Consider the following 24,440-nt stretch of genomic DNA (forward strand, 5'->3'; position numbering starts at 1 on the left):
TACGGAGTTCGGGTCCCGTGGCAGTGCCGATCCGCCGACCCGGCCCGGCGGCCGACGCTGATGGCACACCACCGGACCTTTGGAGGAGCCATGAAGCGAACCGCGATGACCACCACCGGCCTCGTGCTGGCCGGCCTGCTCGGCCTCGGCGACGTGATCAGCATCGTCGGCGGCGTCGACGGACCCCCGCTGGCCGTGCTGATCGCAGGATCGCTGCTCGGCGTCATCACGCTGGTCGGCGTCGTGCTCGGTTGGCGGGGCAGCCGCGCCGGCATCGTCACCGTGGTCGTCACCCGGCTGTTGTCGGCCCTGACCGCCGTGCCCGCGTTCTTCGTCGACGACGTTCCCGACGGTGCCGTCGGTTTCGCCGCCGTCGGTGTGGCGGTCACGCTGATCACGGTCGCGCTGCTGGCGCCGGCCCTGCGGCCGACCGTTCGCGCGGGGGTGGCGTAGCCGTGGCCACCACCCTCGCTCCGACCCCGACCGCCGCTGTCCAGACCCGCGACCTGCGCCGCTTCTGGCGCTGGACGCTCGCGATCCTCGCTCCCCTGCCGATCATCGCGCTGGCACTCGAGATGCTCGTCGTGCCCTGGCCGGTGGGCGCCAACCTGGTCCGGGCGATCGCCGGCGCCGCCGACGCGCCCGGCCGGGCCCAGACCAGCCTCTGGCTGTCGCTGTTCTTCGCCATCACCGTGGTGCCGGCGACCGCGGCCGTGCTGTGGACCGCCCGCCGGGCGGCGCCGAAACTGACGCTCGCCGCCGGCATCCTGCTGCTGCTCGCGTTCTCGGCCAGCCTGGCCAGCAACGACCGGGTCGCGGTCGTCGCCGCACAGGCCGGGCTGGACCCGACCAAGGTCTCGGTGATCGACGACCTGGTGCAGGCCAACCCCGCGATCGGCGTTCAGTTCCTGATCTTCCTGCTCGGTCAGACGGTCGGCTTCGTCCTGCTCGGCTTCGCGCTCTGGCGAGCCCGGGTGACACCCGGCTGGGTCGCGCTCCTGCTCGGGCTGTCCGGGCCGGCGCACCTGCTGATGCCCGGCGGCAACACCGGCGCCGCGGCTTCCTGGGCTCTCACGGCGATCGGGTATGCCGGTGCGTCGGCCGCCCTGCTCCGCACCCGGGACGACGACTTCGACCTGCCGCCCGGCGACACCTCGGCGGCATCGGGTGGGCGCGACGCGCGTACGACCTGGCGGTGGCTGCTCGCCCTTGCCGCCGTGCCACTGGCGCTGTTCGTGACCGTGTTCCGCTTCCAACTCCCCTACCGGGACAGCGACGCGCCGCGCGAGATCTTCGACAAGCTCGTCGCGGCCACCACGTTCGAGCAGGCCGCGCTCGCGATCGGCGGCGTCGTCGCGCTGACCGGCTGCGCCGGCGTCCTCGCGGTGGCCTGGCATACCCGGCGGCGGACGCCACTGCTCACCACGATCGGCCTGTTCCTCGCCGTGCCGGGCTACCTGGCACTGTTCGCCGGCGGTCCCTACAGTGACGCGCTGGCCTACATCACCGGGACGCACCCGGAGGTGGACCGCGAGGTGGCGTTCCAGCTCCACTCCGGACTCGCGACGAGCCCGCAGAGCGACGCGCTCGGCCTGGTCTTCGTGGCCGGCCACCTGCTCGGCACGATCCTGATCGGAGTCGCGCTGTGGCGGGCCCGGATCGCGCCGACCTGGCTGGCGATCGGGCTGATCGTGTCCCAGCCGATCCACCTGACCTCGGTGCTGACCGGTGTGCGCTGGCTCGACCTGATCGGCTGGGGCCTCACCACGGTCGGCATCGCCTGGGCGGCGTGGCGGCTGATCCACACGCCCAACGACGAATTCGACCTGCCGCCAGTGCGGCGTTGACCCGTCCGTCCCCCGCCGGGCTGACGAACGGCTGCTGACGATCGGCGGCCCGGCGGTTAGGGTTCGTGGTCATGAGCGCGTCGCCCTACACGTTCGAAGGCGCGCGTGCGGCATTGCTGGGCACGTCGTCGGCCGCCCTCAAGGCGGTCGACGCGCTGCTCGGCATCAGCCTGGTCGCCGCGGGGCCGATCGGGGTGGCGACCGGTCACCCGTGGGTGTTGGCCGCATGGGGCTGGATCGACCAGAAGAACGAGCTGGTCGCGCGGCTCGACGACCTGGTCAACGGCGGCCGGACGGGGCTCGCCAAAGCGACCGGCGTACGCCGGCAGCGGCTCCTGTCGGCCACCCACACCGCACTGGTGGCGGCGTCCTTCTTCGCGGTGCTCCGCGAGGAGCTCGGCCCGGTGTTCGAGGAGCTGGCGCTCACCGAGCAGGAGCAGCGCCGGCTGGTCGTCGGCACCGATGGTGCGACGCTCTACGCGGAGGCGGTCAGCCACCTGGTGACCGACGAGGTCGGGTTGCCGTGGGCGGGGCGCGGCCTGGATCGCAACATCGAGGAGCAGGTCCGGCCCTACCTCGCGCGGCTGGCGCAACGCACGTTCGCGTTCTTCGAGGGGCTCGCGGCCTGGACCGACCGGTTCGGCTTCGTCGACCGCCGCCGGTCGTGGCAGGGCGTCACAGCGCGGGCGGTCGACCGCTACCGGGCCGAATACCTCAAGCTGGCGGCCGAGATACCCGAGCTGGCGCTGCTCACGCTCGTCGAGGAGCACCAGGCGACGCACGACTCGCTGGCCCGGCTGGAGAAGCTCGTCGCCTCGCTGGCGCGGGCGGACGCGACCGTCGCGAGCTCGGCGATCGACGGGTTGAACACGGCGGTGCTGGATACACCGATGACCGACCTGAGCGAGATCGGCGACCTGACCGCGGTCCGATCGCCCACCGTCGGGCGGGGCTACCTCGAACCCGCGTTCCGGTGGGCGGTCGTCGACCGCGGCTCGCAACCGGCCGACGAGGCCTGGTGGCGGGGACGCCCGCTGGAGACCGACCTGTCCGGCTTCCTCGCCGCGCACCTGGCCTCACCCTTGAGCGCCGAGCAGCCGCTGGTGGTGCTCGGCCACCCGGGCAGCGGCAAGAGCCTGTTCACCAAGGTGACCGCGGCGCGGCTGTCAGCCAGCGAGGCGTTCACCACCATCCGGGTGTCGCTGCGCGACGTCCGCGACCCGTCGGCCAGCGTCTACGAGCAGATCGCGGGTGTGCTCGCCGACACCGCGCACGGCAAGGTCACCTGGCAGGCGCTGGCCGAGGCGAGCCAGGACCGCACACGGGTGCTGCTCATCGACGGCCTCGACGAGCTGATGCAGGCGACCGGTGCGACCGAGTCGCGCTACCTGGCCGATGTCATGGAGTTCCAGCGGGCCGAGGCCGCGATGGGCGGCCCGGTCGCCGCGGTGGTCACCTCGCGCACGGTCGTCGCCGACGTCGCCACGATTCCGGCCGGGTGCCTCGTGGTGAAGCTGGAAGACTTCGACACCGCGCGGGTGACCACCTGGGTGGAGCGGTGGAACGAGGCCAACCGGGCGGCCGTCGGCCGCGGTGAGATCTTCCCGATCAATGCCCTGACCCTGCTGCGGTACGGAGACCTCGCGCGCCAACCGCTGCTGCTCACGCTGCTCGCGATCATCGCCTCCGAGCGCGACATCCCGCCCGACGGCACCTCGGCCTCGCTCTACAAGCTGCTGCTCGACGACTTCGTCCGGCGCGAGCTGGCCCGGCCGGATGCCGAGGCCGGCCAGCTCTCGCCGCACGACCGGCGTACCACGGAGATCTGGAAGTTGGGCCTGGTCGCCTTCGGCATGCTCAACCGGTCGCAGACCAACCTGCACGAGAAGGACCTGGCCGACGACCTGCGCGCGCTGCCCGGCCGGTCCGCTCCGGCGGTGTCCAACGGCGCGCAGGCGGCCACCCGGCTCGTGGGCCGGTTCTTCTTCATCCACACCGCGGAAGCCGACGCGCGGGCCGGCGGCCGCAGCTACGAGTTCCTGCACACGACCTTCCGCGACTACCTGGTCGCCCACCACACAGTCGAGCAGCTCGGCGCGGTGCGGGCCGCCGACGACGACCTGCTCTTCGCGCTGCTGTCGCACCGGCTGATCGCGGCCGCGGGTGCGCTGACGTTCTCCTTCGCCCGCGACCTGGCCTCCGACGCGGGCGCGGTCGCCGCGGTGTCGGAGAGCCTGGTGCGCGGCGCGCTGTCGAGATGGGACAAGGGGCGGTTCGCCGACTACGACCCGTCGAAGCGGCCCAACGTGCAGCGCGTCGCCGTCTACACCGCCAACCTGGTGATCATCCGGCTGGCGGTGGCGGGCGAGACTCCCGTACCCGTGGCGCGGTTCTGTCCTTCCGGGAGTGACGTCACCGAATGGTGGCCGATGCTGGTCGGCCTGTGGCGGGCCGCCCTGCCGTCTTCCGACCTGTCGGCGTTGCTCGACGTGCTGGGCATCCACGAAGACCTCGAGCGCGCCCGCCGGCTGCGGCCACCAGCCCGTTCTTGACACCCAGCGCGCGCGAGACATAGCCTTCCGTCGAACTGACAGGAAACTTAACCGTTTCGCTGGAGGCTGCCGTGTATCGTCGCGCCCGTGAGGCTCTGTCCCTTGCCGCAGTCGCCGTCGTCGCCGGGGCCGGCCTCGTCGGCTCCCCTGCCAGCGCGGCTGCGGTGAGCCTACAGAGCGTGGTGCCCGTGCCCGCGTCCGTGCAGACCGCCGCCGGTGTCACCTACACGCTGCCGGCCGGCGCCACGATCCAGACCGCGGCCGCGGCCACCGGCATCGGCAGCTACCTGGCCGGGATTCTGCGGCCGTCGACCGGCTATGCGCTGCCGGTGACCACCGCGAGCGGCACGCCCACCAGTGGCATCGCGTTGCTGCTCACCGGTGCCGACTCAAGCGTCGGCACTGAGGGCTACCAACTCGACGTGACCGCGACGCTGGTCACCATCCGGGCGCAGACCACCGCCGGGCTGTTCTACGGCGTGCAGACGTTGCGGCAACTGCTGCCGGCCGCGGTCGAAGCTCGCACCGTCCAGCCTGGACCGTGGGTGGTCAGCGGGGGCAGGATCATCGACCGGCCACGGTATGCCTATCGCGGCGCGATGCTCGACGTGTCCCGGCATTTCTTCGGCGTCGACATCGTGAAGCGGTATATCGACGAGATCAGCCAATACAAGATCAATACGTTGCACCTGCACCTCTCCGACGACCAGGGCTGGCGGATCGTCATCGACGCCTGGCCGCGGCTGGCCACCGTCGGCGGCAGCACCCAGGTCGGCGGTGGCGCCGGTGGCTACTACACCAAGGCGCAATACAGCGACCTGGTCGCCTACGCCGCGGCCCGCCAGGTCACCATCGTGCCGGAGATCGACATGCCGGGGCACGCCAACGCGGCGCTCGCGTCCTACGCCGAGCTCAACTGCGACGGCGTCGCTCCCCCGCTCTACACCGGCACCGACGTGGGGTTCAGCTCGTTCTGCGTGGGCAAGGAGGTCACCTACACGTTCGTGCGGCAGGTGCTCACCGAACTCGCCGCGCTGACGCCCGGGCCCTACCTGCACATCGGCGGCGACGAGGCGCACAGCACCTCGGACGCCGACTACCGGACGTTCATGAACCGGGTGCAGCCGTTCGTCGCCGCCGCCGGCAAGACCGTGATGGGCTGGCACCAGCTCGGGCAGGCCGACCACACAGCGGGCCGGGTCGCGCAGTTCTGGGGCACGACCACTTCCGACGCCGACCTGAGCGCCGCCGTGAGCAAGGGCGACAAGGTGCTGCTGTCGCCGGCCAACAAGACCTACCTCGACATGAAATACAACAACCAGACGCCGCTCGGGCTGAGCTGGGCGGGGCTGATCGAGGTGCAGACGGCCTACAACTGGGACCCGGCGACGCTGCTTCCCGGCGTACCCTCGAGTGCGATCCTGGGTGTTGAAGCTCCATTGTGGGCCGAGACGCTGACCCGGCTCGCCGACATCGAGTTCATGGCCTTCCCCCGGCTGCCGGCGATCGCCGAGCTGGCCTGGTCGCCGCAGGCCTCGCGCAACTGGGACACGTTCAAGGTGCGGTTGGGTTCGCTCGGTCCACGATGGACCGTTCAAGGGATCAACTTCTACCGGTCGGCCCAGGTGCCGTGGGCCACCGCTCCCTCGTCCGACCGGGTCGAGGCCGAGTCGTTCACGTCGCAGTCCGGGGTGCAGATCGTCGCGGATGCCGCTGCGCACGGGGGCAACCGGGTTGGTTACATCGACAATGGAGACTGGATCGGGTTCTCCGGTGTAAGCGTGGCGGGCCGGACCGGCTTCACCGCTCGGGTCTCCTCTGGTGGGACGGGCGGCACGATCCAGGTGCGGTCGGGCTCTTCCACCGGGCCTTTGTTGGGGTCGGTCGCGGTGCCCAACACGGGCGGCTACGCCAACTACATCGACGTGAGCGGCAGCCTTACCTCCGCGGGGTCGGGGGCGCTGTTCCTGGTGTTCACCGGCGCTGGGAGCGGGTTGTTCGATATCGACTCCTTCGCCTTGACCGGGACTGCCGCTGTCAACCTCGCCCTCAACAAGCCGGCCACCGCTGACAGCCAATGCGCCGCCAACGAAGGACCGGAGAAAGCCGTCAACGGTACGACCAGCGGCGGTAACGCCGATAAATGGTGCTCCGTTGGTGCCACCAAGTGGTGGCGGGTGGATCTCGGGGCCAACGCTTCGGTGGGCCGGGTTGTCGTTCGGCACGCGGGGGCGGGCGGCGAGAGCGCGTCATTGAACACACGCGACTTCGACCTGTTGGCCAGCACCGACGGGGTCACCTGGTCGACGGTCGCGCAGGTGCGCGGCAACACGGCCAACGTCACGACCAGCACGTTCGGGCCGGTCGGGGCGCGCTATCTGCGACTGAACGTGTTGGCGCCGACGAGCACCGCTGATCAGGCGGCGCGGATCTACGAGTTCGAGGCGTACGCGACCTGATCCGGCTTTCTGTCGGAGGGTGGCGATAGCTTCTCCTCCATGCAGGACGACTCGACCCGTTCCTCCTATGACACCGTGGCGGCGGGCTATTCCGCGCTGTTCGTCGACGACCTGCCCGGCGAGCCGGTGGTCAAGCGGAGCCTGCTGGTTCGCCTCGCTGGTGGCCCACGGGCCGATAGCCGATGTCGGATGCGGGCCGGGGCACGTGACGGCGTTCCTGCGTGGCGCGGGTCTGGACGCGTTCGGGGTCGACCTCTCGCCCGGCATGGTCGCGCAGGCCCGGGGCTTTCGCTGCCTCCCGCAGCTTGGCCGACCTCAACGCCTGGTTCTCGACGATCCACATCCCCGATCCGGCGCTGCCCGGCGTGCTGGCCGAGTTCCACCGCCGTCGCCCGGAAACCGTCGCCGCGCTGCTGACCGACGCCGGGTTCCATGTCCTGCTGACCACCGTCCACGAGCCGTCGGCCGCTGAGCCGGGGCGGCAGGCGGCCTATCTGATCGCCACGAAGGAGCCCTGAGCATGCGCAACCTGGTCGCGTTGGTGTTCAACTACTCGCTCGACGGCCTGATCGCCGACGAGGGCACCGACTTCTGGAAGTTCTGCTTCGAACTGCTCGACGAGCAGGGTGGTCCCGACGACGACGAGGAGACGATCGACCTTCTCCAGAACGCGTCCGCGCACGTCATGGGCCGCACGGCCTACGAGGGCATGGCCGCCAACCTCCCGGGCCGCGACGACCCGTGGGCCAGGATCCTCAACGCCGGGCACAAGGTCGTCTTCTCCGAGACTCTGCCGACCCCCGCGTGGGCCAACACCACGGTTGTCTCCGGCGACACGACGGCGGAGATCGGCAAGCTGAGGCAGGGCGGCGACGGCCACATCGTGGTCTGGGGCGGCGTCCGCCTGTGGCGTTCGCTGATGCGGCTCGACCTGATCGACGAGTGGCGCCTGAGCATGTATCCCTACGTCACCGGCGTGGGCACCCGACTGTTCGACGCAGACCCCAAGTCCTACCGGCTCGACCTGGTCTCGAGCATGGGCAAGAGCAACGGGATCCTCGAGCTGCACTACCGGCGGCACCGGCCTTAGGACTTGGCGGTCAGATACTGCTGCATGGTGTCGTCGGCGACCGCCTGGAAGAGGGCTTTGGCCTTGGTGCTGTCGGAGAGCACGACGCTCTGGCCGTCGCGGGTGCCGGTGCCTGAGGTCGGGGTGCCCATGAAGGTCAGGTCGGCGCTGCGCAGGTCGCGCAGCTGGAGCGCCGTGTCGACCACGTCGAAGTCCTTGTCGACGGTGAGCGAGCGGGTGGCCGCCTGGAGGAAGCCATTGAGCTTCACCGGGTTGGCCAGCGTGCCGGCGCTCGCGGCCTTGTCCAGCAGGGCTTGCAGGAACTCCCGCTGGTGGCGCTCGCGGCTGAAGTCACCGTCGGCGAACTGGTAGCGCTGCCGCACATAGTCGAGCGCCTCGGCACCGGTCAGGTGCTGGGTGCCCTTCTTGAACGTGCGGTAGGGCGGGTGGATCGACTTGATGGTCTTCTCGATCTTCAGATCGACACCACCGAGGGCGTCCACCACCTGCGCGAACCCGGCGAAGTCGATCAGCGCCACGTGGTCGATGTGCACGCCGGTGAAGGTCTCCACGGTCTGCACCGTGAGCGGCGTGCCGCCCCAGGCGTAGGCCGCGTTGATCTTCGCCATGGTGTTGCCGTGCTGGCCGTCGGGCGAGGTCGGCACAAAGACCCAGGTATCCCGCGGAATCGAGATGACCTCGGCCTTCTTGTGATCGGCGTCGACGTGCAACACCATGATCGTGTCTGTACGCGAGTCGGTGGTCTTGTCCGGGTCGCGCGAGTCGCTGCCGAGCAGCAACACGTTCATCGCGCCCTGCACGACCGGCGTCGGGCGGCTGGATTCGGGCACCCCGGCGAAAGCGTCGGTCCGGGACAGGTGGCCGTTGAGCGACCGCCCGTAGGCCCAGGCCGCGACACCCCCGCCAGCGCCCAGCACCAGCAGCGTCGCCAACACGCCGATCAAAATCCGTCGTGATCTCCGCCGCACCAGCTCAGCCCATCCGTCAGCCGGCGACCACCGCGGACACCGTGCGACATCGACGCTAGGTGTCGATCCTGTGCGGCACCTTGGCGCTAGCGGACGGTCACCTGGGACGCCACGGCCCCAAGCACGCCCGAGAAGGGGTTGTTTGTCCGGAATATTCGCATCATCAGGTGGAAAACCCTGACGCAGCCAGGCATCGGCCTGCCGAATAGATGCTGAATTGTGTCGAACCTTGGCGCCGGCTGACATCGAACCCGGGCCTGCGGAAAGCGGGAAACGGCTACTGCAGCGACGACGTCGCGGTGTAAGTCACGCGGTAGGACCCGACGCCGTCATCGTCGACGAACCTGAGGGCGCAACCGCCCCGTGCGTTGTCGGGCGGCGTGCCCGCCCGACATGCCGCCTTCGCGGTCTGACAGCAGTCCTTTCCCTGGATCTCCCGCACGGCCGCCGCCCGACGGCGGAAGCCGCGCGTTGACGTGAACGTTCCGCCGGGTGGCGGGGATTGAGGGTCGCTACCTCGCCGCGGGCGGGCGAACGGCCGGAATGGGCTCTACAGTGCCGGGCATGACAGAGATCGGTGCGGATTGGCGGGTCGTCGATGGCGTTGCGACGGCATGGTTCGACGCGCCTTCGCTGATCGAGGGGGCCGCGCTGGCCGGGCGCATCGTCGAGCTGTCGGCCGACACCGTGGTCGACCTGCGCGCGACAGGCATCCGGGTGCGCCTCGACTCAGCCGAGCACGCCGAGGCGGTGTCGGCGGCCGCGCGGGATCTAGGGCTGGCCGCGAACCCTGATGTGCTGCAGCGGTTAAGCGTCGTATTCGAGTCCGCGAACCCGGCTGTGGTCAGGCAATTCTGGCAGCGCGTGCTCGACTACGCGCCCGGGAACGACGGCGGTCTGGCCGATCCGCTGCGGCGCGATCCCGCGATCCGGATCCGGCACTCGACCGAGTCACGGCCGTTGCGGAACCGCATCCACCTCGACGTGGTGCGGCCGGCCGCGGCCGTCGAGCAGGCGAGTCTGGGTGAGGGATCGGGGCCATACGGGGTCCGGCACGCCGACCCCGACGGCAACGAGGTCGACCTGGTGCCAGGCGCTGCGCTCGACGAGAGGAACGGGACAGCCGACTGGCAGGTGGTGTTCAGCGCGATGGCGTGCTACCGCGTGAGCTCGCCGGCGCAGCAGCGTGACCTGGTCGCCGAGGCGGCGACGCTGGCCGACGACGCCGGCTTCCCGTTGTTGATCGACCTGCGCCCCGGGCTCGTGATCGTCGACAGTGGCAAGGACCAGTGGGAGGACGACGCCCATGGCCTGGACGTCGACTTCACCGACCTCGCCGGGAAGCTCCAGACCGCTGCCCGCCAACTCGGGGCGACGGCGGATCCCGGGCTACCGCGCTTCGCTCAGCTCTTCCTCGACGCCGCTGACGTCGCCGCGGTGCGGGCGTTCTGGGTCGCCGCACTCGGATACCTCCCCGACCGGCGAGACGGGGTCAGCGACATCCACGATCCGCGGCGGCTCAACCCGGTGCTGGTGTTCCAAGAGCTCGACACTGAGGAGACAGAGCGGCGCCGGCAGCGCAACCGCATCCACTTCGAGCTCGCGGTGCCGTCGGACCTCGCGCGGACGCGCCTCGCCGCGACCATCGCGGCCGGGGGCCGACTCCTTGACGAGTCGCAGGATCGCTGGCGGGTCGCCGACCCCGAAGGCAACGAGATGGTGATCGTCAGTAGGCCATGATGCGGCGGGGCAGACCGGGCCGCGGAACGCCGCCGGGAAGGCGCGGTTGCCGAGCAGCAACTGGCCTTCCTCGCCCTTCGGTGCGGGACGTGATGGTCAGCCGCGTGCGAGCGGGCGTCAGGTGACCGCGTGGCGGCGCGCCTGGCAGAGCACGACCGAGCCGTACCCGTGAGTGGCGTCCTGGCCGGTCGCGCACACCTCGATCGACGCGTCGAAATCGCGCCGCAGGGCCGCTTCGAAGTCTGACTCGTCGACGTTCGCGCTGGGGAAGCGGCGGCCACCCACCGTGTAACCGCTACAGCGGTGCAGCGCCGCGGTGATGAACAGGCCGCCCGGACCGACCAGGCCGGTGATGTTGCGCATCAGCCGCCGCCAGGTGACGAGGTTGTCCGTCGCGGAGTCCGCGCAATAGGGGCTGATCACCGTCGAATACAACCGATCGATCGGCCGGGCGTGCATGGCGTCGACCTGGAGCAACTGCGTGATCTTCCTGCGGGCGAGGTCTTCCCGGTGGGCCACCTCGTCGTCGGTCGGCCGCGCGACCCCCTCGCACTGCAACGTGTAGTAGACGAACGGCCGCCAATCGTGCGCGCCCGGCGCGCGGGAAATCCAGCGCTGGATCTCGGCCAGGTTGGCCGGCAGATAGTCGCCCAGGTGGATCTCGGAAGCGATCTCCGCCGCCGCGAACACGTGGTGCATCGTCGGCCCGACTCCGAAGAACAGGACCGGCTCGTCGCGCGGGGCGGAGCGCAGCGACGAGACGAGGAACGCGATCGTCGCGATCTCGTCCGGTTCAATGGCGGCGTAATAGTCGGCGAGATACCGCTGCGGCACCCAGTCGGTCTCGAACGACGCGTACCGGTGGCGGAGGAAGGCGCCCGTCAGACGCCCGAGGCCGTATTCATAGCCGGCGGCGGCCAGGTTCGCCCCGGCCAGGAACACCAGCGCGTCGGTCGAGGTGATCGCGTCGGTCGCCGCCGCGGCGCCGAACGCGGCCAGGTAGTAGGGGGTCTCCTTGGCGACCTCCGTGCCGGCGTACGCGACGGCCGCCGCCAACCGGGCCGTCGAACCACGCCGCGCTCGCCGCCGGGTCACGTCGAAAGCCGCCTTCGACAGGACGTTCGTGCTCGTGCCTGTCGCGGCGAGCAACGCACCGTTGGCGCGCAGGTTGGTGCGCAGCCCGACCGCCCAGATCGCGTAGCTCGCGACCAGGAACACCATCACCCATTCCTGCGCCACACCGTCGAGCAGCCCGACGGCCACCAGCGACGCACCCGCCGCGGCCGCGACCGCGTCGAGGGCGTAAGCCGACGCCGCGGTGGCCGCGAGACTGACGGTCCAGGTTCCCAGCAGCGACATCGGTCATCCTCCAAGCGATATGGGGCAGGATCGGCCGGGCGCCCGCTCACCCACCACGTCAGATAGTTGTTAATCCCTGTCCAAAGGCCGCTCGGCAGCGCAGAGTGGACCCGTGGCGACGAGCCTTGGCGAGCTGCTCGACAGCGCGCGGCGTGAGCGATTCGTCGGGCGGCGCGACGAGGTCGCCTCCTTCGACGACGCCCTCGCCGGGCGCACCGCGCGCCGGGTGCTGTTCGTGCACGGGCAGGGCGGCATCGGCAAGACCACGTTGCTCGCCGAGTTCCGGGCCCGGGCGCGCGCCGCCGGCCACGTCGTGGTGCAGGTCGACGGGCGCGAGGTCGATCCGTCACCGGAAGGGCTGACCACCGCCGTCAACCTCAATGCGACGGTGCTCCTCATCGACGGCTACGAGGAGCTGCGGCCGATCGACGACTGGCTCCGCGAGGAGTTCGTGCCCAACCTGCGCGCCGAGACCGTCGTCGTGTTGGCGGGGCGCGATCGGCCCAGCGCGCCGTGGCGGGCCGATGCCGGCTGGCGCCACCTTGTCGCCGTCCACCATCTTGATCATTTTGGCGAAGCCGAGAGTGCGGCGCTGCTCGCGCATGCCGGCGTCGAGCCCGCGGTTCGCACCCACCTTGTGCGGCTCGGGCAGGGGCATCCGCTGACCATCGCGTTGCTGGCCGATCTGGCCGCGACCGGCAAGGTGCCCGACGCGCTCGCCGACGCGCCTGACCTGATCTCCGTGTTGCTCGAGTCGTTTCTGCGCGACGTTCCCGGCGACGCGCACCTGACCGGGCTCGCGACCTGCGCGATCGCCTGGCTGACCACCGAAGACCTGCTCGCGCGGATGGTCGGCGCCGACGCTCCCGAGGTCTGGCGATGGCTGGCGGGCCGGCCGTTCGTCACCCGTGGGCCGCGCGGGCTGTTCGCCCACGACCTGGCCCGCGACGTGCTCGACGCCGAGTTCGAGCGGCGGATGCCCGAGCGCTACCACGCGCATCGCCGGGAGATCCACGCACACACGGTGACCGGGCTGCGCGCCACCACCGGCCCCGACCGGCAACGGCACGCCCAGGGGTTGCTCTTCCTCCAGCGCAACAGTCCGTTCGCGAGCGCGTTCACGGCCCTGCGCGCCTACGGCTCCGCGGCGGTCGTGCCGGCCCGGGCCGAAGACCACGACGAGGTCTGCCGGATCGTCGAGCGCTTCGAGGGCAACGCCGAGCTCGCGCGGGCCTGGCTCGACGAGCAACCCGAACACCTTTATGTCGTACGCACACCCGACGGCGTCGCCGGCTTCGCCCATCACGTGTTCTGCCCCAGCGGCTCCACATTGGAGGAGCGCGATCCCGTTGTCCGCGCGGTCCTGGACCATGTCGCGAAGCACGGGCCGACCCGCCCCGGCGAGCTGGTCAACATCGTCCGGCTGGTCGGCGGCGCCCGCGATTATCAGCGCGACCCCTACGCCGCGCTCGCCGCACCGGTGTCCAGCGTGATCGAGTGGCTGACCCGCCCGCTGGCGTGGTCGTTCGGCATCACCGTCGATCCCGAGTTCTGGGCACCCCGGTTCGACCACGTGGCCTTCGCCCCGCTGGTCGACGTCGAGGTCGACGGCCGGCGACACGTCGCGTTCGGCATCGACTGGCGCCGCCTTCCGGTCGACACCTGGCTCGACCTGATGCGCGAGCGCGGGCACTCCGGCGAAAACGGTCCGCCGCCGGCCGCGCTGCTCCGCCCACCGCCGCTCGACCGCACCCGCTTCGCCGCGGCCGTCAAAGCGCTGCTGCCCGTGCTGCACCGCCCCGACCAACTCGGCGCGAGCCCGCTCATCGGTTCGGCGCTCGCGTCCACCGCCACGGGCCCCACTCCAGAGCGGTTGCGCGCGTCGATCGAAGCGGCCGTCGCGGCCCTCGCCGACCAGCCCAAGGGCGACCAGCTCCGGGCCGTCCTGCACCGCACCTACCTGCGCCCGGCCCCGACCCAGGAAGCCGCCGCCCAGGTGCTCGACCTGCCGTTGAGCACCTACCGCCGCTACCTGGCCCGGGCCCTCGAGCAGCTCACCGATCTACTGTGGACCGTGGAGATCGGCGACGTACGTCTGCCCGCGCCACCGCACCGGCCTGACGCGCACTGACCTGACCGGTCGCATACAGCCAGCGCACCGTGTCGGCGTAGGTCTCGGTGAGCGGCCGCGGCTCGACCGACAGCTCCGTGCGGGCCCGCGAGTCGTCGAACCGGCTGTCGTAGGAGCAGATCAGCACGCCTTCGTACTCGATCGGCAGGTGGAACGGGACGAACCGCTGCACGCCGGAGACGGCCCGGGCCATCGGCAGGATCATGCTCGCTGGCAGCACGCGGTTGGGCAGCCGGCGCCCGGTCACCGCACGCAGGGCGGCGAACATCGCATGGCCGTCGACGTGGTGACCCGGCACGACGTAGCGGCGTGGACCGCGGCCGGGCGCGAGCACGGCCGCGTGCACGGCAGCGACCTCGCGCACGTCGACCACATGCGAGCCGCCGCCCGGCCACACCGGGTAGTAGCCGCGCAGGATGTTGCGCAGCCGGCGGGCCTGGTCGCCGCTGTGCGGGTCGTGCGGGCCGAGCACGCCACCCGGATGCACGATCACCACCGGAGCGCCCTCGGTTTGCAGGTCGCGGGCCACGGCTTCAGAAGCGACCTTCGATCGGGCGTACGCGCCGGGCGTCACCGACAACGCGGAGTCCGGCGTGCAGGCGGCGCCCGGCCGCATCAGCGCGACGAAGCTGGAGACGTGTACGACCGGATCGCATCCGAGCGCGACGGCGGCGCGCAGCACGGTGGCGGCGCCGGCCTCGTTGGTCCGCTCGATCGCCCGATGGGCGCGGGCGTCGAGGTCATAGACGGCGGCGGCGTGCACGACCGCGGTGCAGCCGACCAGCGCCCGCCGCACCGCGTCCGGGTCGGTGACGTCGCCGACCACATGGTCGACGGCTCCGGTGACGCCGAGCGGCCGCAGCGCCGGGGCGATCCGCGCCGGCGACCGTACGAGGAGCCGCACCTCGTGCCCGGCGGCGAGCAGGGCGGCGACGGTGTGTGACCCGACGAACCCGGTGCCGCCGGTGACGAGTACCCGCATGCTGGTCAGCTCCCCTCGATCGCCGCGAGCAGTTCCCGCCGGCCGGGACCGGGCAGCGGGTAAGCGGGGGCGGACGCGCCGAGCCGCATGATCTTCTCCGGCAGTCCCGGTTGGCTGACGAGGTCGTCGGGCGTGGCCAGCATCGTGGTCAGCGCCTGGTATTCACGGGCGACGTCGGGGTCGACCAGGCTGGCCGCGAAGGTCGCGAGGCTGAACGCCCACCGCGGGTCGTCGGGCCGGTAGTGCACCCCGGCGGCGTCGGCGTCGAGTTCGGCCAGCCGGTGCCGGTCATACCAAAGGGTGCCTCGATACAACGGCTCGACGGCGGCGCTGGTCCAGTCGTGGAACCGGCGTACCACTTTGTCGTGGTCCTCGGGGTCGGTGTCGTGCAGCACGTCGCGCAACCCGATCGCGTGGAGCAGCCCGATCGTGGCGCCCCGCCCGAGCGACGGGTTCGTGCAGGCCCACGCGTCACCGACCGCGACGACCCCGGTGGCGACCGGCTCACCGTCGACGACGAAACCCCGGTGGCGGTCCTCGATGCCGGCGATCACGTCGACCCCCTCAGCGGGCTCCCCGTCGCACCAGGGCGCCGCCAGCGGATAGCCGGCCAGCGCGGCATCCCAGCGGGCCGGATCGCGCAGCCCGCGCAGCGCCTTGTCGCGGCCGCTGGTGATCAGCGCGACGCTCCACGTGCCGTTGTCGCCGGGCAGGGTCAGGATCGACGCCGACTCGTAGCGCTGAAGGACGTTCCCCTGCCCCTCGGGCAACCGGCCCTGGAAGTGCCGGCCGTAGTAGACGAACCCGCAGTCGGCCCGCTCCTCGACCGGCCGCCGCGCGCCGGCGGCGATCAGCCAGGACCCGAGCGCCGAACGGCGCCCGCCGCAGTCGACCACCAGATCGGCGCGCAGGGTGTGACCACCTTCGGCGAGCACACCGGTGACTCGGGACCCCTCAGTGAGCAGGCCACTGACCGTGAAGCCGCGGCGGATGGTCACCCGCGACGTGCCGGCGGCGACGGCCGCGAGCACCGCTTCCAGAACCGGCCGGCGGGCGGTGACGGTCTCGAACCGCTCGTCTCCGTCACGCCACTCCCCCCGCCGCTCCGCGGGGAGCAGCCCGAGCAGGTTGATCCGCAGCCCACCGGCGGCCTCGAGCGCGCCGATGACCTCGGGTAACTCGGCTTCCATCTCGACCCGCCAGCGCGCCGCCATCAGGTGGGGCAGGCGGAACTGGTTGACGCCGGGCCGGTGCCACGCCTGCCAGGCGTCCGCGGGCGCCGGCGGTTCGGCCGGGTCGCGTTCCAGCACGGTGACCTCATGGCCGTCGCGGGCCAGCAGCATCGCGGTCGTCAGGCCGCACAGGCCGGCGCCGAGTACGAGAATCCTTGACAACGGACACCTCCGGGTGCGCGAATCGATGCGGCGAGAATGGGCCGGACGGCCGCTCACCTGCCAGGTCAGTTCCTGGCCAATAGCTGTCCAGCAAGTCGGAGGCCAGGTGTTCCAGGTGCTGCGCCTGCGCGACTTCCGGCTGCTCTGGACAGCCCGGGTGGTCAGCTCCCTCGGCTCGTGGCTGCTGCTGATCGCGGTGCCGGCACACGTCTTCGCGCTGACCGGCTCGCTGATGGCCGCCGGCCTGACGCTGGCCGCCGAGTTCCTGCCGGTGCTGCTGTTCGGGCAGGTGGCGGGCGTCTTCGTCGACCGGTGGGACCGCCGAACGGTGCTGGTCGCGGCCGACCTGTTCCGGGCGGTGGCGGTCGCGTTGCTGCTGCTGGCGCGTACCCCTGACCAGATCTGGATCGTGTATCTCGCCCTCGCCCTGGAGAGCACCGGATCGCTGTTCTTCCGGCCGGCCGCGCAGGCGCACACGCCGATCGTCGTGGGAACCGGCCGGGACCTGACGGCGGCCAACTCGCTGAACACGCTGAGCGACGGCGTGATGCGGCTGATCGGCGGCCCGCTCGGCGCCGCGCTGCTGGTGCTCTTCGGGTTCCCGGCCCTGGTGTTGATCGACGTGGCGAGCTACCTGCTGTCCGGGGTAACGATCCTGCTGATGACGCGGGTGGCGGCGACGGCCGAGCGGTCGGCGGCGTCGCTCCGGCAGGTCGCCGACGATCTCCGGGAGGGCTTCCGGGCACTGCGCCGCGAGCCGATCGCCCGGGCGCTGCTGCCGATCACGGTGCTCTTCGTGGCGTCGAACGCGGCGCTGAGCGCGCTGCTGGTGCCGTTCGGCATCACCCACTGGGGCGGGCAACAGGCGGTCGGTTTCGTGGTGTCGGCTCTGGGGGTGGGCTTCCTGCTCGGCGCGCCGGCCCTGCGGCTGCTCGCCGACCGCACGCAACCGAAGCTGCTGCTGACCGGGGCGCTGGCGGCCACCTGCGTGGGCTTCTTCCTCCTCTTCGGCGCCGAAACACTTGCCGGCGCCCTGCCCGCGGCGGTGCTCATCGGCGTCGCCGGGCCGATCATCCTGGTGCTGCCGGCGACCACCCTGCAACGGGTGATCCCCAACGCGGTGCTAGGCCGGGTAAGTGCGGTCTTCTTCAGCGGCGAGGCCGTGGCGATGCTGGCCGGCGCGGTCGCCGGCCCTCTGGTCGCCGGGCACGGCAGCGTTCTAACCATCACGATCGCCTCGTGTACGACGGTCGGCGCGGCCGCACTCCTCTGCCTCCTGGTCGTGCCGCCGGTGGCCCTGCCGACCGCCGTGCCGGCCGTCGAGCCCACCGCCGGAGCCACCGCCGAGCCAACCGCCGGCACCGCCGAACCCACAGTCGAGCCCACCGCCGGGTCCGCCGCCGGCACCGCCGTCGAGCCGGCCGTCGAGCCCGCGGCCGAGCCCGCCACCGACCGCGCCTAAGCCGATATGCCGGTGTAGGTCAGCCATCGCTCGCGCGGCGACAGCCGCAATCGGACCCCGCCCGGCCCGACCAGCCGCATGTCCGAAAGCTGCTCCAGAGTGCGCTCCTGGACCCGCTCGGCCACCTCATTGAGCACCGCCTGCGCGTCGGCGACGTCGCGCGGCGGCTGTGCCAGCAGCACCACCAGCTTGGCCCGCCCGCGGACCACGTCACCCCGGCCCACCCGCGCCTGGGCGTAGGCGACCTCCGTGTGCTCGGCGTAGAGCCCGAGGTTCTCCCGCACCATCGTGAGCAGCAGCGGCGACCCGACCGTGCGGTTGGGCAGGTCCCAGCGCAACCACAACGGATAGGGAACGCGGCCCGTCACCGACGCACCCGTCCGCCGGCTCGACTGCGGATAGGAGCATTGCATCGGCTGGCTCAGCGCCACCTTGAAGCCGGCGAACGCGCCGTGGTCGCCGTGGTCGGCCCCGTCGGCGTCGTAGCTGCGGCAGCGTTCGGCGATCAGCTTGACCCCGTCGTCCCACGGGCCCGACCAGGCCGGCGTGCCCAGGTCGGCGCCCTCGCCGAGGGGTAGCACCAGGTTGATGAAACCGACCTTGCGCACGCTGGACACGGCCGCGGCCAGGACGCCGACGCCGTTGGCGCGGATGCGGGCGATCACGTCGGCGGCCATGCCCAGCCGGGCCGGGCCCATCACCGTGGCGAGCATGGCGTGTTTGGGCAGGTGCATCGGCGTGTCCGGGAACATCCGGGCGCGCACCTGGCGATAGCGCTCTCGGTCGAAGCCGCGGATCGAGAACCACTCGCCGGGCGCCCGGTTGAAGCGGCGGTCGTTGAGCTTCAGGCCGAGGCCGTACTCCTCGGCGAGCGCGACCAGGCCCTGCTCGAAGTCGAACCGCGCGGTCGGCTCGTGCGGGCTGACCGCCACCGACAGCCGTATGCACGGGCCGACCGCGTCGCGCAAGCGCTCGTGGGACCCGTCGCCGCGGGCCGAGACCTGCTGGTCGATGAACGGCGCTACCGGGGTGTGCAGGTGCACGATCGGGCCGTGCCCGCGCTCGACGGCGAGCTGGCAGATCTGGGAGAGCACCACGCCGTTGATCAGACAGTCGCGATAGGACGGTGCCCAGTGGGTGCTGTTGAGGGTGAGCAGCGCGTCGATCCGGCGGTTGGGCTCGTTGAGGAAGCCGGGGTTGGGGACCGAGAATCCGTCGTACGCGAAAGTGTCGGGTCGGTCTGTCGGCCGCGGCCCACCCACCTCGAAGGGCTCGGTGAACACCGTCGCCGGCGTCGGCCACGCGCACACCGCCATCGCGAGACCGGCGACGGAGAACAGCCAGAAGTCGCTCGGCCACTGCGCGAGGTCGTGCAGCGGCGGCTCGAACGCGGGGATCGGTTTGGTCAGCCCGTCGGGCGAGAAGCCGGCCGGCCCGTGGATCAGCCGTAGCCGCACCGAGGACGTGTCGGCACCGGCCGCCTCGGCCGCGATCCGCGCCAGCTCCGACGACCTGGTCGTGGGCATCGCCATGTCACACCTCACCACGTGCGTCGAAGACGGCGTCCGGGGCGCGTGGCCGGCGCGGCCGTCCCGGTCGGCGTTCGGTCACCGAGAGCCAGTGCGGCAGGCGGGCACAACGGGGGACGGGGCTGCGGCGGCGGGCCCGGCGCGCGACGAACTCGATCAGGCAGCACAACAGGATGAAGCCCAGCACCGCGAGGCCGGCCTGGAACGCGCGGGTGATGGCGTGGTCGGTGTGCACGGCGCCGGCGGCGATGGCCAGCCCCGTCGTCACGACGACGGACGCGATCGCGAGGGAGCGCTGGAACTGGCGTAGCTGGCCGAGCACCGAGTGGGTGCTGGGCAGGTCGAGCCGGGCGATCAGCAGGCCGGGGACGAGCAGCAGCACCGCCACGACGGCGTCGGCCTGTTGCGGTATCGAGTCGGGGGTGACCCGGCTGGAGTAGAGCCATTGGAGGCCGCCGGTCAGCAGCGTGCCGATGCCGAGCACGACCAGGGCGAGACCGACCACCACGCGGGTGATGTTCTCTATCAGCGCCGGCGCCTCGTCGGCAAGCGAGAGGTAGGCGACGGCCCGGACCGGCTCGGTCGAGTGTGGACTCAGGTCGAGGTTGGGGCGCCGCCAGTGCGCGTGGGCGCCGTGTTCGCGTGGGTCGTTGTCGGTGGTGATGTCGTGGCCGAGCTGGTGGTGACGGATGCCGGCGGCCAGCGGCCGCAGCGCTTCGCCGGCGAGCGGGCTGCGGGCGAGGTGGCGCATGCCGTCGGCCGAGTAGTGCGCCGCGAAGGCCGCCAGGACCGGCACGGAGCAGTCACCCCGGCCCAGCGCGGCGACCACCTCGTCGCTGGTCATGCTGGCCGGCCCGTTGGCCGGCACGGTGGCGCGGCGTTCGGAGATGTAGCGCCGGTAGTTGCTCAGGTCGGTCAGCCGCCGCCGGCCGATCTCGGCCAGCCGGGACGCGATGCCCTGGAGTTCGAGCTCGAGCAGCTTGCGGTGTGGCGCCTGCTCGGCGCTGGCCTCGGCGAGCATCTCCACGTCTTGGGTCAGCGTCTGCACGAAGTCGTCGTCGACGTCGCTCGACATCACGAACCGGCGGACGCTCACCTCTTCGTTGACCTCGACCGTGAGGTGGTAGGCGCCGACCGAACGCGGGATGGCGGTCTCGTATTCGACGACGAACTCGCGGTTGACCGGCAGCACGCTCTGCACGAGCCGCTGCACCGGCGCACGCGGCCGGCGGGCCGGCAGCAGCGGCGCGTCCCAGCTCAGGAACCGCCGCGGATGGGCCGCGTCGAGCAGCACGACGAGCATGAACTGGCTGCACGCCAGCCCGAGGAGGTGGGCGAACGGCAGCCGGATGCCAGTGCGGCCGTCGACCGGCCACAGCTCATCGATGCCGGCGAGCGCGAGGTCGCGGATCGCGCGGGCATCGACCTCACGCCCGGGTCCGGTTTCGGCGGGCGGCACCAGCGCGTAGTCGAACGGTGTGCGGATCCCGGTCTCGGGTAGCGAACCGGCGGTGACGAGTTCGGCGATCGCCGCCTCGACGAGCCAGCGCGACCGCTGGTGGCTGTGCCGCAGCTTGTGGACGACCGTGTCGCGGACGGTGACGTCGCGGTGCGCGTCGATCAGCATCGAGAGCAGCCGGACGAACGCCGCCGCGGTCACCCGGTTGGAGTCGCGGTGGGTGAACCGCGGCACGACCACGCCCGTCGAGTCTTTGACCACGACCGGCGCGAGGTCGCTGCGGCTGTAGCGGGACACCGGAATCCACAGTGCCGTGCCGCGCCGGCTGTCGGCCGGCGCCATGATCCGCCGGCGTTGGGTGCCCGCGATCGCCTGGAGGTCGACGTCGACGCTGACCGAGCGGGTCATGTGGCCGCGGTCGATCAGCGTGAGGTGCTCGGCCACCCGCGGCACGTGCTCGAGCCTCAGCGAGAGGTCCATCAGCGCGAGCCCGAGCGCCGCCTCCCGCTGGGTGTAGGTCGGCGGCGCCGACGGCACCGGCAGCGTCTCGATCAGGGCGCGCAGGTCGCGGAAGGGCTCGGTCCGGCCGGCCGGCTCCGGCGTGCCGTTGAGCCTCCCCGCGACCCGCATCCCTGGCCTCGCCTTCGCCACGTCTCCCGTCAACGTATGCGACCCCGGAAGAGACAGCTACCAATTAGTTGTAGTAGAGCTCGTCGGCCTCGCCGAAGTGCGCCGGCCGACTGATCTTCAAGGGCTTTCCGTGGCCGCTCAGTGTCGTGGTCATCCGCAGCTTCGGCTTGTCGCGCGGTGACAGCTCCACCACGATGGAGGTCACCCAGCCCTGGTCGTCGGTCGTGACGGTGAAGGGCGACATCGGCAGGCCGAGCGCCCAGAGGCTCGGCGCTCCGATCGGCAGGAACGGCTCGTCGAGGGCGGCGTCGGGGTCGAACTTGCCCGTGTAGGTGTGCGCGCCGGTGCGCTGCACCCGGTCGATCGACTCGGTGAACGCCTTGAGGCCGGTCGGGTCGTTCCAGTCGAAGCGCAGGAGGGAGTTGTCGGGCGCGATCCGCTTCAGGTCGAGGTGGACCCACTCGGACTTGGCGGACGACCGTTGGTAGGCATCCGTGCCGATCACGATCCGGCTGGGCGTGCCGGCGTCCTTGCCGGTGACGGTCATCCGCGCCTGGTGGCGCCGCCCCTTCAGGTCGAGTGCGCCGTCTCCCTTGACCTTCTGCCCCTCGGGAAGGTCGGCCCGCACCGCGTAGGTGTGCGTCACGCCCGTCGACCGTTTCAACGCCTCGAGCAGGTCGCCCCGCGCTGTGTCCGCCGTGGGCGACGGCGCCGCGCTGCTCGCCACAGCACGCGGGCGGGTGGCCTCGCTCGTGCCGGTGCACGCGGCCGTGACGGCCAGCACACCGGCAAGGCCGAGCGCGAGCAAGGTTGGGCGCGAGGTCGACATGATGGGTAGTGAAACACCCACCACCGCACCGGCGCTGCCCCGGGCTAGCCGACCTGGTAGCGCAGATAGACGACGCCGTTGGTGAAGCGGTGCTCGTCGAGCAGGCGCAGATCGAAGCGGCGTCCAGCCGGCAACGCTCGGGTGCCGCCGCCCACCACGACCGGGTTGAGGAACAGCGCGAGCTCGTCGACGAGGCCGGCCGCGAGGGCGTGCGCGGCCAGCCCGGGACCGCCGACGGAGATGTCCGCGGTCGCGGTGGCCTTCATCCGGCGTACGACATCGGGGTTGAACTCACGCTCGGTCCGGGTCCGGGCACTGGGAACCGCGTCTAATGTCGACGAGTAGACGACCTTGTCGGCCGCCTGCCAGATCCGTGCGTAGTCACGCAGCACGGCAGTCTGCTCGTCGCCGGTGGACGCGGTCTCCCAGTAGACCATCGTCTCGTACATCCGGCGCCCGTAAAGGTAGGTGCCGACCACCCGTTCGCGATCGTTGACGAACGCGTGCACCTCTTCGTCGGGCGCCGCCCAGTCGAACCCACCTTTCTCGTCGGCGGTGAAGCCGTCGAGTGAGGCGATCGCCGAGTAGATCAGGTTGGCCATCGGCCAATCCTGCCACCGGCCTACGCGGTCGGCACCCGGTCGAGGAAGCCGAGCACCTGGCTCAGCCGCCCGTCGCCGTCGGTGGTCGCCACGTCGAAGCCGACGATCGGTGCCTCGACGCCGTCCGGGCCGAGCTCCCAGGTGAACCGGGCCTGGTTGTGGTGCCCGTCGACCGGGCCGGCCAACCGGAACGTCATGCCCGGAAACTGGCCCTGCACCGCGGCGATGGTCGCGTCGATCGCGTCGCGCCCCTCGGCGACGGCCAGCGGGTCGACGTAGCGGGCGTCGGGCGCCCACAGCTCGTCGATGCCCTGGCGCCGCTTCGCGGGGTCGGTCTCGTTCCAGATCGCGATGTAGCGCTCGGCCAGGTCGTCGAATGTCGTTGCCATCATTTTCTCCTCGTCTCGTCGTGCTGACGGGACAGATGTTTCCGGCGGCCCGGGCATGCTGTCGATTACCTCGCAGGTAATGGCCGGTGCGCGGGCCCGGTCATTAGGGTCGGTGTGGTGACGACAACGACCACGGTCGGTGAGCTGCTCCGCGACTGGCGCCGCAGCCGCCGGATGAGCCAGCTCGACCTGTCGATCGAGGTGGGTGTCTCGACCCGGCACCTGAGCTTCGTGGAGACGGGCCGCTCGCGCCCGAGCCCGGAGCTGATCCTGCGGCTGGCCGAGCAGCTCGACGTGCCGCTGGCCGACCGCAACACGATGCTGCTCGCCGGTGGCCACGCGCCCGCCTATCCGCGCCACGAGCTCGGAGACCCGGAACTGGCACCGGTACGCGCCGCGCTGCGCCAGATTCTCGACGGGCACAGCCCGTACCCGGCAGCGGTTGTCGATCGGCACTGGCAGCTCGTCGATGCGAACCCCGCGCTGGCCGTGTTCACCGCCGGCGCCGCTCCCGAGCTGTTGGGCGCGCCGGTCAACGTGTTGCGGCTCAGCCTGCATCCCGACGGCATGGCACCGCGCATCCACAACCTGCCGGAGTGGCGGGCGCACCTGCTCAACCGCTTGCGCCAGCAGGCGCTGACAACCAACGACCCGATGTTGTACGAGCTACTCGACGAGCTGCGCACCTATCCCGGCGGCGCTGGGCCGGCGGCACCCATCAACGACGCGGTGTCGAGTGTGGTCGTCCCGCTGCGCTACCGCCACGAGGGCCAGGTGCTGTCGTTCTTCAGCACGACCACCCTGTTCGGCACCCCGCTCGACGTGACGGTGGCCGGGCTGGCGATCGAGGCGTTCTTCCCAGCCGACCCGGCAACGGCCGAAACCTTGCGCGCGCTGGCCTAGATGTGCTGTCCAGGGAGGTTGGTCAAGGTTGTGTGACGAGACGATCTAGGTCTTGAAAGGGTGAGGCCTCCGGTCGTGAAGTGGAGCTGTCGAAGAACCGCTTCACCTGACCTGG

At 71.2% G+C, this 24,440-nt stretch carries 18 protein-coding genes and 2 pseudogenes; 11 read left to right on the forward strand and 9 right to left on the reverse strand.

What is annotated here, in order from left to right; genetic code table 11:
* Positions 1-90: 90 nt before the first annotated feature.
* From DFJ67_RS36505 to DFJ67_RS36530, 7 genes and pseudogenes are all read left to right on the forward strand, one after another.
* Complete coding sequence (locus DFJ67_RS36505; RefSeq protein ID WP_116073434.1) at positions 91-453, forward strand: hypothetical protein; 363 nt, start codon at positions 91-93, stop codon at positions 451-453.
* 2 nt (positions 454-455) lie between these two features.
* Positions 456-1,847, forward strand: a complete 1,392-nt coding sequence (locus DFJ67_RS36510; protein WP_116073436.1) for a hypothetical protein — start codon at positions 456-458, stop codon at positions 1,845-1,847.
* A 71-nt stretch (positions 1,848-1,918) separates the two neighbouring features.
* The gene (locus DFJ67_RS36515) at positions 1,919-4,399 is read left to right on the forward strand and encodes an NACHT N-terminal helical domain 7-containing protein (RefSeq protein ID WP_116073438.1); all 2,481 of its coding nucleotides are present in this window, start codon (positions 1,919-1,921) and stop codon (positions 4,397-4,399) included.
* A gap of 179 nt (positions 4,400-4,578) precedes the next feature.
* Positions 4,579-6,858 carry a family 20 glycosylhydrolase gene (locus DFJ67_RS44190; RefSeq protein ID WP_244940452.1) on the forward strand — a complete coding sequence of 760 codons (2,280 nt, stop codon included), beginning with the start codon at positions 4,579-4,581 and terminating at the stop codon, positions 6,856-6,858.
* A gap of 67 nt (positions 6,859-6,925) precedes the next feature.
* Positions 6,926-7,096: pseudogene (locus DFJ67_RS44195) on the forward strand (hypothetical protein); the annotation flags it as partial.
* A 67-nt stretch (positions 7,097-7,163) separates the two neighbouring features.
* On the forward strand, positions 7,164-7,376 hold the full coding sequence (locus tag DFJ67_RS44200) for a hypothetical protein (RefSeq protein ID WP_239097458.1): 213 nt from the start codon (positions 7,164-7,166) through the stop codon (positions 7,374-7,376).
* A gap of 2 nt (positions 7,377-7,378) precedes the next feature.
* Positions 7,379-7,948, forward strand: a complete 570-nt coding sequence (locus tag DFJ67_RS36530; RefSeq protein ID WP_116073442.1) for a dihydrofolate reductase family protein — start codon at positions 7,379-7,381, stop codon at positions 7,946-7,948.
* Positions 7,949-7,953: 5 nt separating this feature from the next.
* Here the strand turns inward: DFJ67_RS36530 and DFJ67_RS36535 are convergent.
* Positions 7,954-9,162: pseudogene (locus tag DFJ67_RS36535) on the reverse strand (LCP family protein); the annotation flags it as partial.
* A 318-nt stretch (positions 9,163-9,480) separates the two neighbouring features.
* Between DFJ67_RS36535 and DFJ67_RS36540 the strand changes: the two are divergent.
* Positions 9,481-10,656 (forward strand): VOC family protein, encoded by a 1,176-nt coding sequence (locus DFJ67_RS36540; protein ID WP_116073446.1) that lies wholly within the window; start codon positions 9,481-9,483, stop codon positions 10,654-10,656.
* A gap of 117 nt (positions 10,657-10,773) precedes the next feature.
* On the opposite strand, the gene gntF is transcribed toward DFJ67_RS36540, so the two are convergent.
* Positions 10,774-12,015, reverse strand: coding sequence for a guanitoxin biosynthesis pre-guanitoxin forming N-methyltransferase GntF (gntF, locus tag DFJ67_RS36545; RefSeq protein WP_116073448.1), 1,242 nt, complete (start codon positions 12,013-12,015; stop codon positions 10,774-10,776).
* Between the two features lie 112 nt (positions 12,016-12,127).
* Here gntF and DFJ67_RS36550 point away from each other — a divergent pair, with 112 nt between their 5' ends.
* Positions 12,128-14,146 carry an ATP-binding protein gene (locus tag DFJ67_RS36550; RefSeq protein ID WP_116073450.1) on the forward strand — a complete coding sequence of 673 codons (2,019 nt, stop codon included), beginning with the start codon at positions 12,128-12,130 and terminating at the stop codon, positions 14,144-14,146.
* Here the strand turns inward: DFJ67_RS36550 and DFJ67_RS36555 are convergent.
* Together DFJ67_RS36555 and DFJ67_RS36560 are read right to left on the reverse strand one after the other, a co-directional pair.
* Complete coding sequence (locus DFJ67_RS36555) at positions 14,070-15,128, reverse strand: NAD-dependent epimerase/dehydratase family protein (RefSeq protein WP_116073452.1); 1,059 nt, start codon at positions 15,126-15,128, stop codon at positions 14,070-14,072. The genes DFJ67_RS36550 and DFJ67_RS36555 overlap by 77 nt on opposite strands.
* A 5-nt stretch (positions 15,129-15,133) precedes the next feature.
* Positions 15,134-16,522, reverse strand: a complete 1,389-nt coding sequence (locus DFJ67_RS36560; protein WP_116073453.1) for an FAD-dependent oxidoreductase — start codon at positions 16,520-16,522, stop codon at positions 15,134-15,136.
* Positions 16,523-16,628: 106 nt separating this feature from the next.
* On the opposite strand from DFJ67_RS36560, the gene DFJ67_RS36565 reads away from it, so the two are divergent.
* The gene (locus DFJ67_RS36565; RefSeq protein WP_170216140.1) at positions 16,629-17,984 is read left to right on the forward strand and encodes an MFS transporter; all 1,356 of its coding nucleotides are present in this window, start codon (positions 16,629-16,631) and stop codon (positions 17,982-17,984) included.
* Here DFJ67_RS36565 and DFJ67_RS36570 read toward each other — a convergent pair.
* The 5 genes from DFJ67_RS36570 to DFJ67_RS36590 form a co-directional block, all read right to left on the reverse strand.
* The gene (locus DFJ67_RS36570) at positions 17,981-19,510 is read right to left on the reverse strand and encodes a hypothetical protein (protein WP_147315754.1); all 1,530 of its coding nucleotides are present in this window, start codon (positions 19,508-19,510) and stop codon (positions 17,981-17,983) included. The genes DFJ67_RS36565 and DFJ67_RS36570 overlap by 4 nt on opposite strands.
* Before the next feature lie 7 nt (positions 19,511-19,517).
* The gene (locus tag DFJ67_RS36575) at positions 19,518-21,602 is read right to left on the reverse strand and encodes a hypothetical protein (protein WP_116073458.1); all 2,085 of its coding nucleotides are present in this window, start codon (positions 21,600-21,602) and stop codon (positions 19,518-19,520) included.
* A 64-nt stretch (positions 21,603-21,666) separates the two neighbouring features.
* Positions 21,667-22,431 carry a hypothetical protein gene (locus DFJ67_RS36580; RefSeq protein WP_116073460.1) on the reverse strand — a complete coding sequence of 255 codons (765 nt, stop codon included), beginning with the start codon at positions 22,429-22,431 and terminating at the stop codon, positions 21,667-21,669.
* Between the two features lie 44 nt (positions 22,432-22,475).
* The gene (locus tag DFJ67_RS36585) at positions 22,476-23,033 is read right to left on the reverse strand and encodes a dihydrofolate reductase family protein (protein WP_116073462.1); all 558 of its coding nucleotides are present in this window, start codon (positions 23,031-23,033) and stop codon (positions 22,476-22,478) included.
* Between the two features lie 20 nt (positions 23,034-23,053).
* Complete coding sequence (locus DFJ67_RS36590) at positions 23,054-23,422, reverse strand: nuclear transport factor 2 family protein (protein ID WP_116077074.1); 369 nt, start codon at positions 23,420-23,422, stop codon at positions 23,054-23,056.
* A gap of 117 nt (positions 23,423-23,539) precedes the next feature.
* On the opposite strand from DFJ67_RS36590, the gene DFJ67_RS36595 reads away from it, so the two are divergent.
* Positions 23,540-24,325, forward strand: coding sequence for a helix-turn-helix domain-containing protein (locus tag DFJ67_RS36595; RefSeq protein ID WP_116077076.1), 786 nt, complete (start codon positions 23,540-23,542; stop codon positions 24,323-24,325).
* Positions 24,326-24,440 lie beyond the last annotated feature (115 nt).

Source organism: Asanoa ferruginea (assembly GCF_003387075.1).
GTDB classification, from domain to species: domain Bacteria; phylum Actinomycetota; class Actinomycetes; order Mycobacteriales; family Micromonosporaceae; genus Asanoa; species Asanoa ferruginea.

Bases quoted from the DNA above. Each gene is read 5' to 3' on its own strand.
- DFJ67_RS36505 (WP_116073434.1), top strand. From the start codon at position 91: ATGAAGCGAACCGCGATGACCACCACCGGCCTCGTGCTGGCCGGCCTG.
- DFJ67_RS36515 (WP_116073438.1), top strand. From the start codon at position 1,919: ATGAGCGCGTCGCCCTACACGTTCGAAGGCGCGCGTGCGGCATTGCTG.
- DFJ67_RS36530 (WP_116073442.1), top strand. From the start codon at position 7,379: ATGCGCAACCTGGTCGCGTTGGTGTTCAACTACTCGCTCGACGGCCTG.
- DFJ67_RS36540 (WP_116073446.1), top strand. From the start codon at position 9,481: ATGACAGAGATCGGTGCGGATTGGCGGGTCGTCGATGGCGTTGCGACG.
- gntF (WP_116073448.1), bottom strand. From the start codon at position 12,015: ATGTCGCTGCTGGGAACCTGGACCGTCAGTCTCGCGGCCACCGCGGCG.
- DFJ67_RS36555 (WP_116073452.1), bottom strand. From the start codon at position 15,128: ATGCGGGTACTCGTCACCGGCGGCACCGGGTTCGTCGGGTCACACACC.
- DFJ67_RS36570 (WP_147315754.1), bottom strand. From the start codon at position 19,510: ATGCCCACGACCAGGTCGTCGGAGCTGGCGCGGATCGCGGCCGAGGCG.
- DFJ67_RS36575 (WP_116073458.1), bottom strand. From the start codon at position 21,602: ATGCGGGTCGCGGGGAGGCTCAACGGCACGCCGGAGCCGGCCGGCCGG.
- DFJ67_RS36580 (WP_116073460.1), bottom strand. From the start codon at position 22,431: ATGTCGACCTCGCGCCCAACCTTGCTCGCGCTCGGCCTTGCCGGTGTG.
- DFJ67_RS36585 (WP_116073462.1), bottom strand. From the start codon at position 23,033: ATGGCCAACCTGATCTACTCGGCGATCGCCTCACTCGACGGCTTCACC.
- DFJ67_RS36590 (WP_116077074.1), bottom strand. From the start codon at position 23,422: ATGGCAACGACATTCGACGACCTGGCCGAGCGCTACATCGCGATCTGG.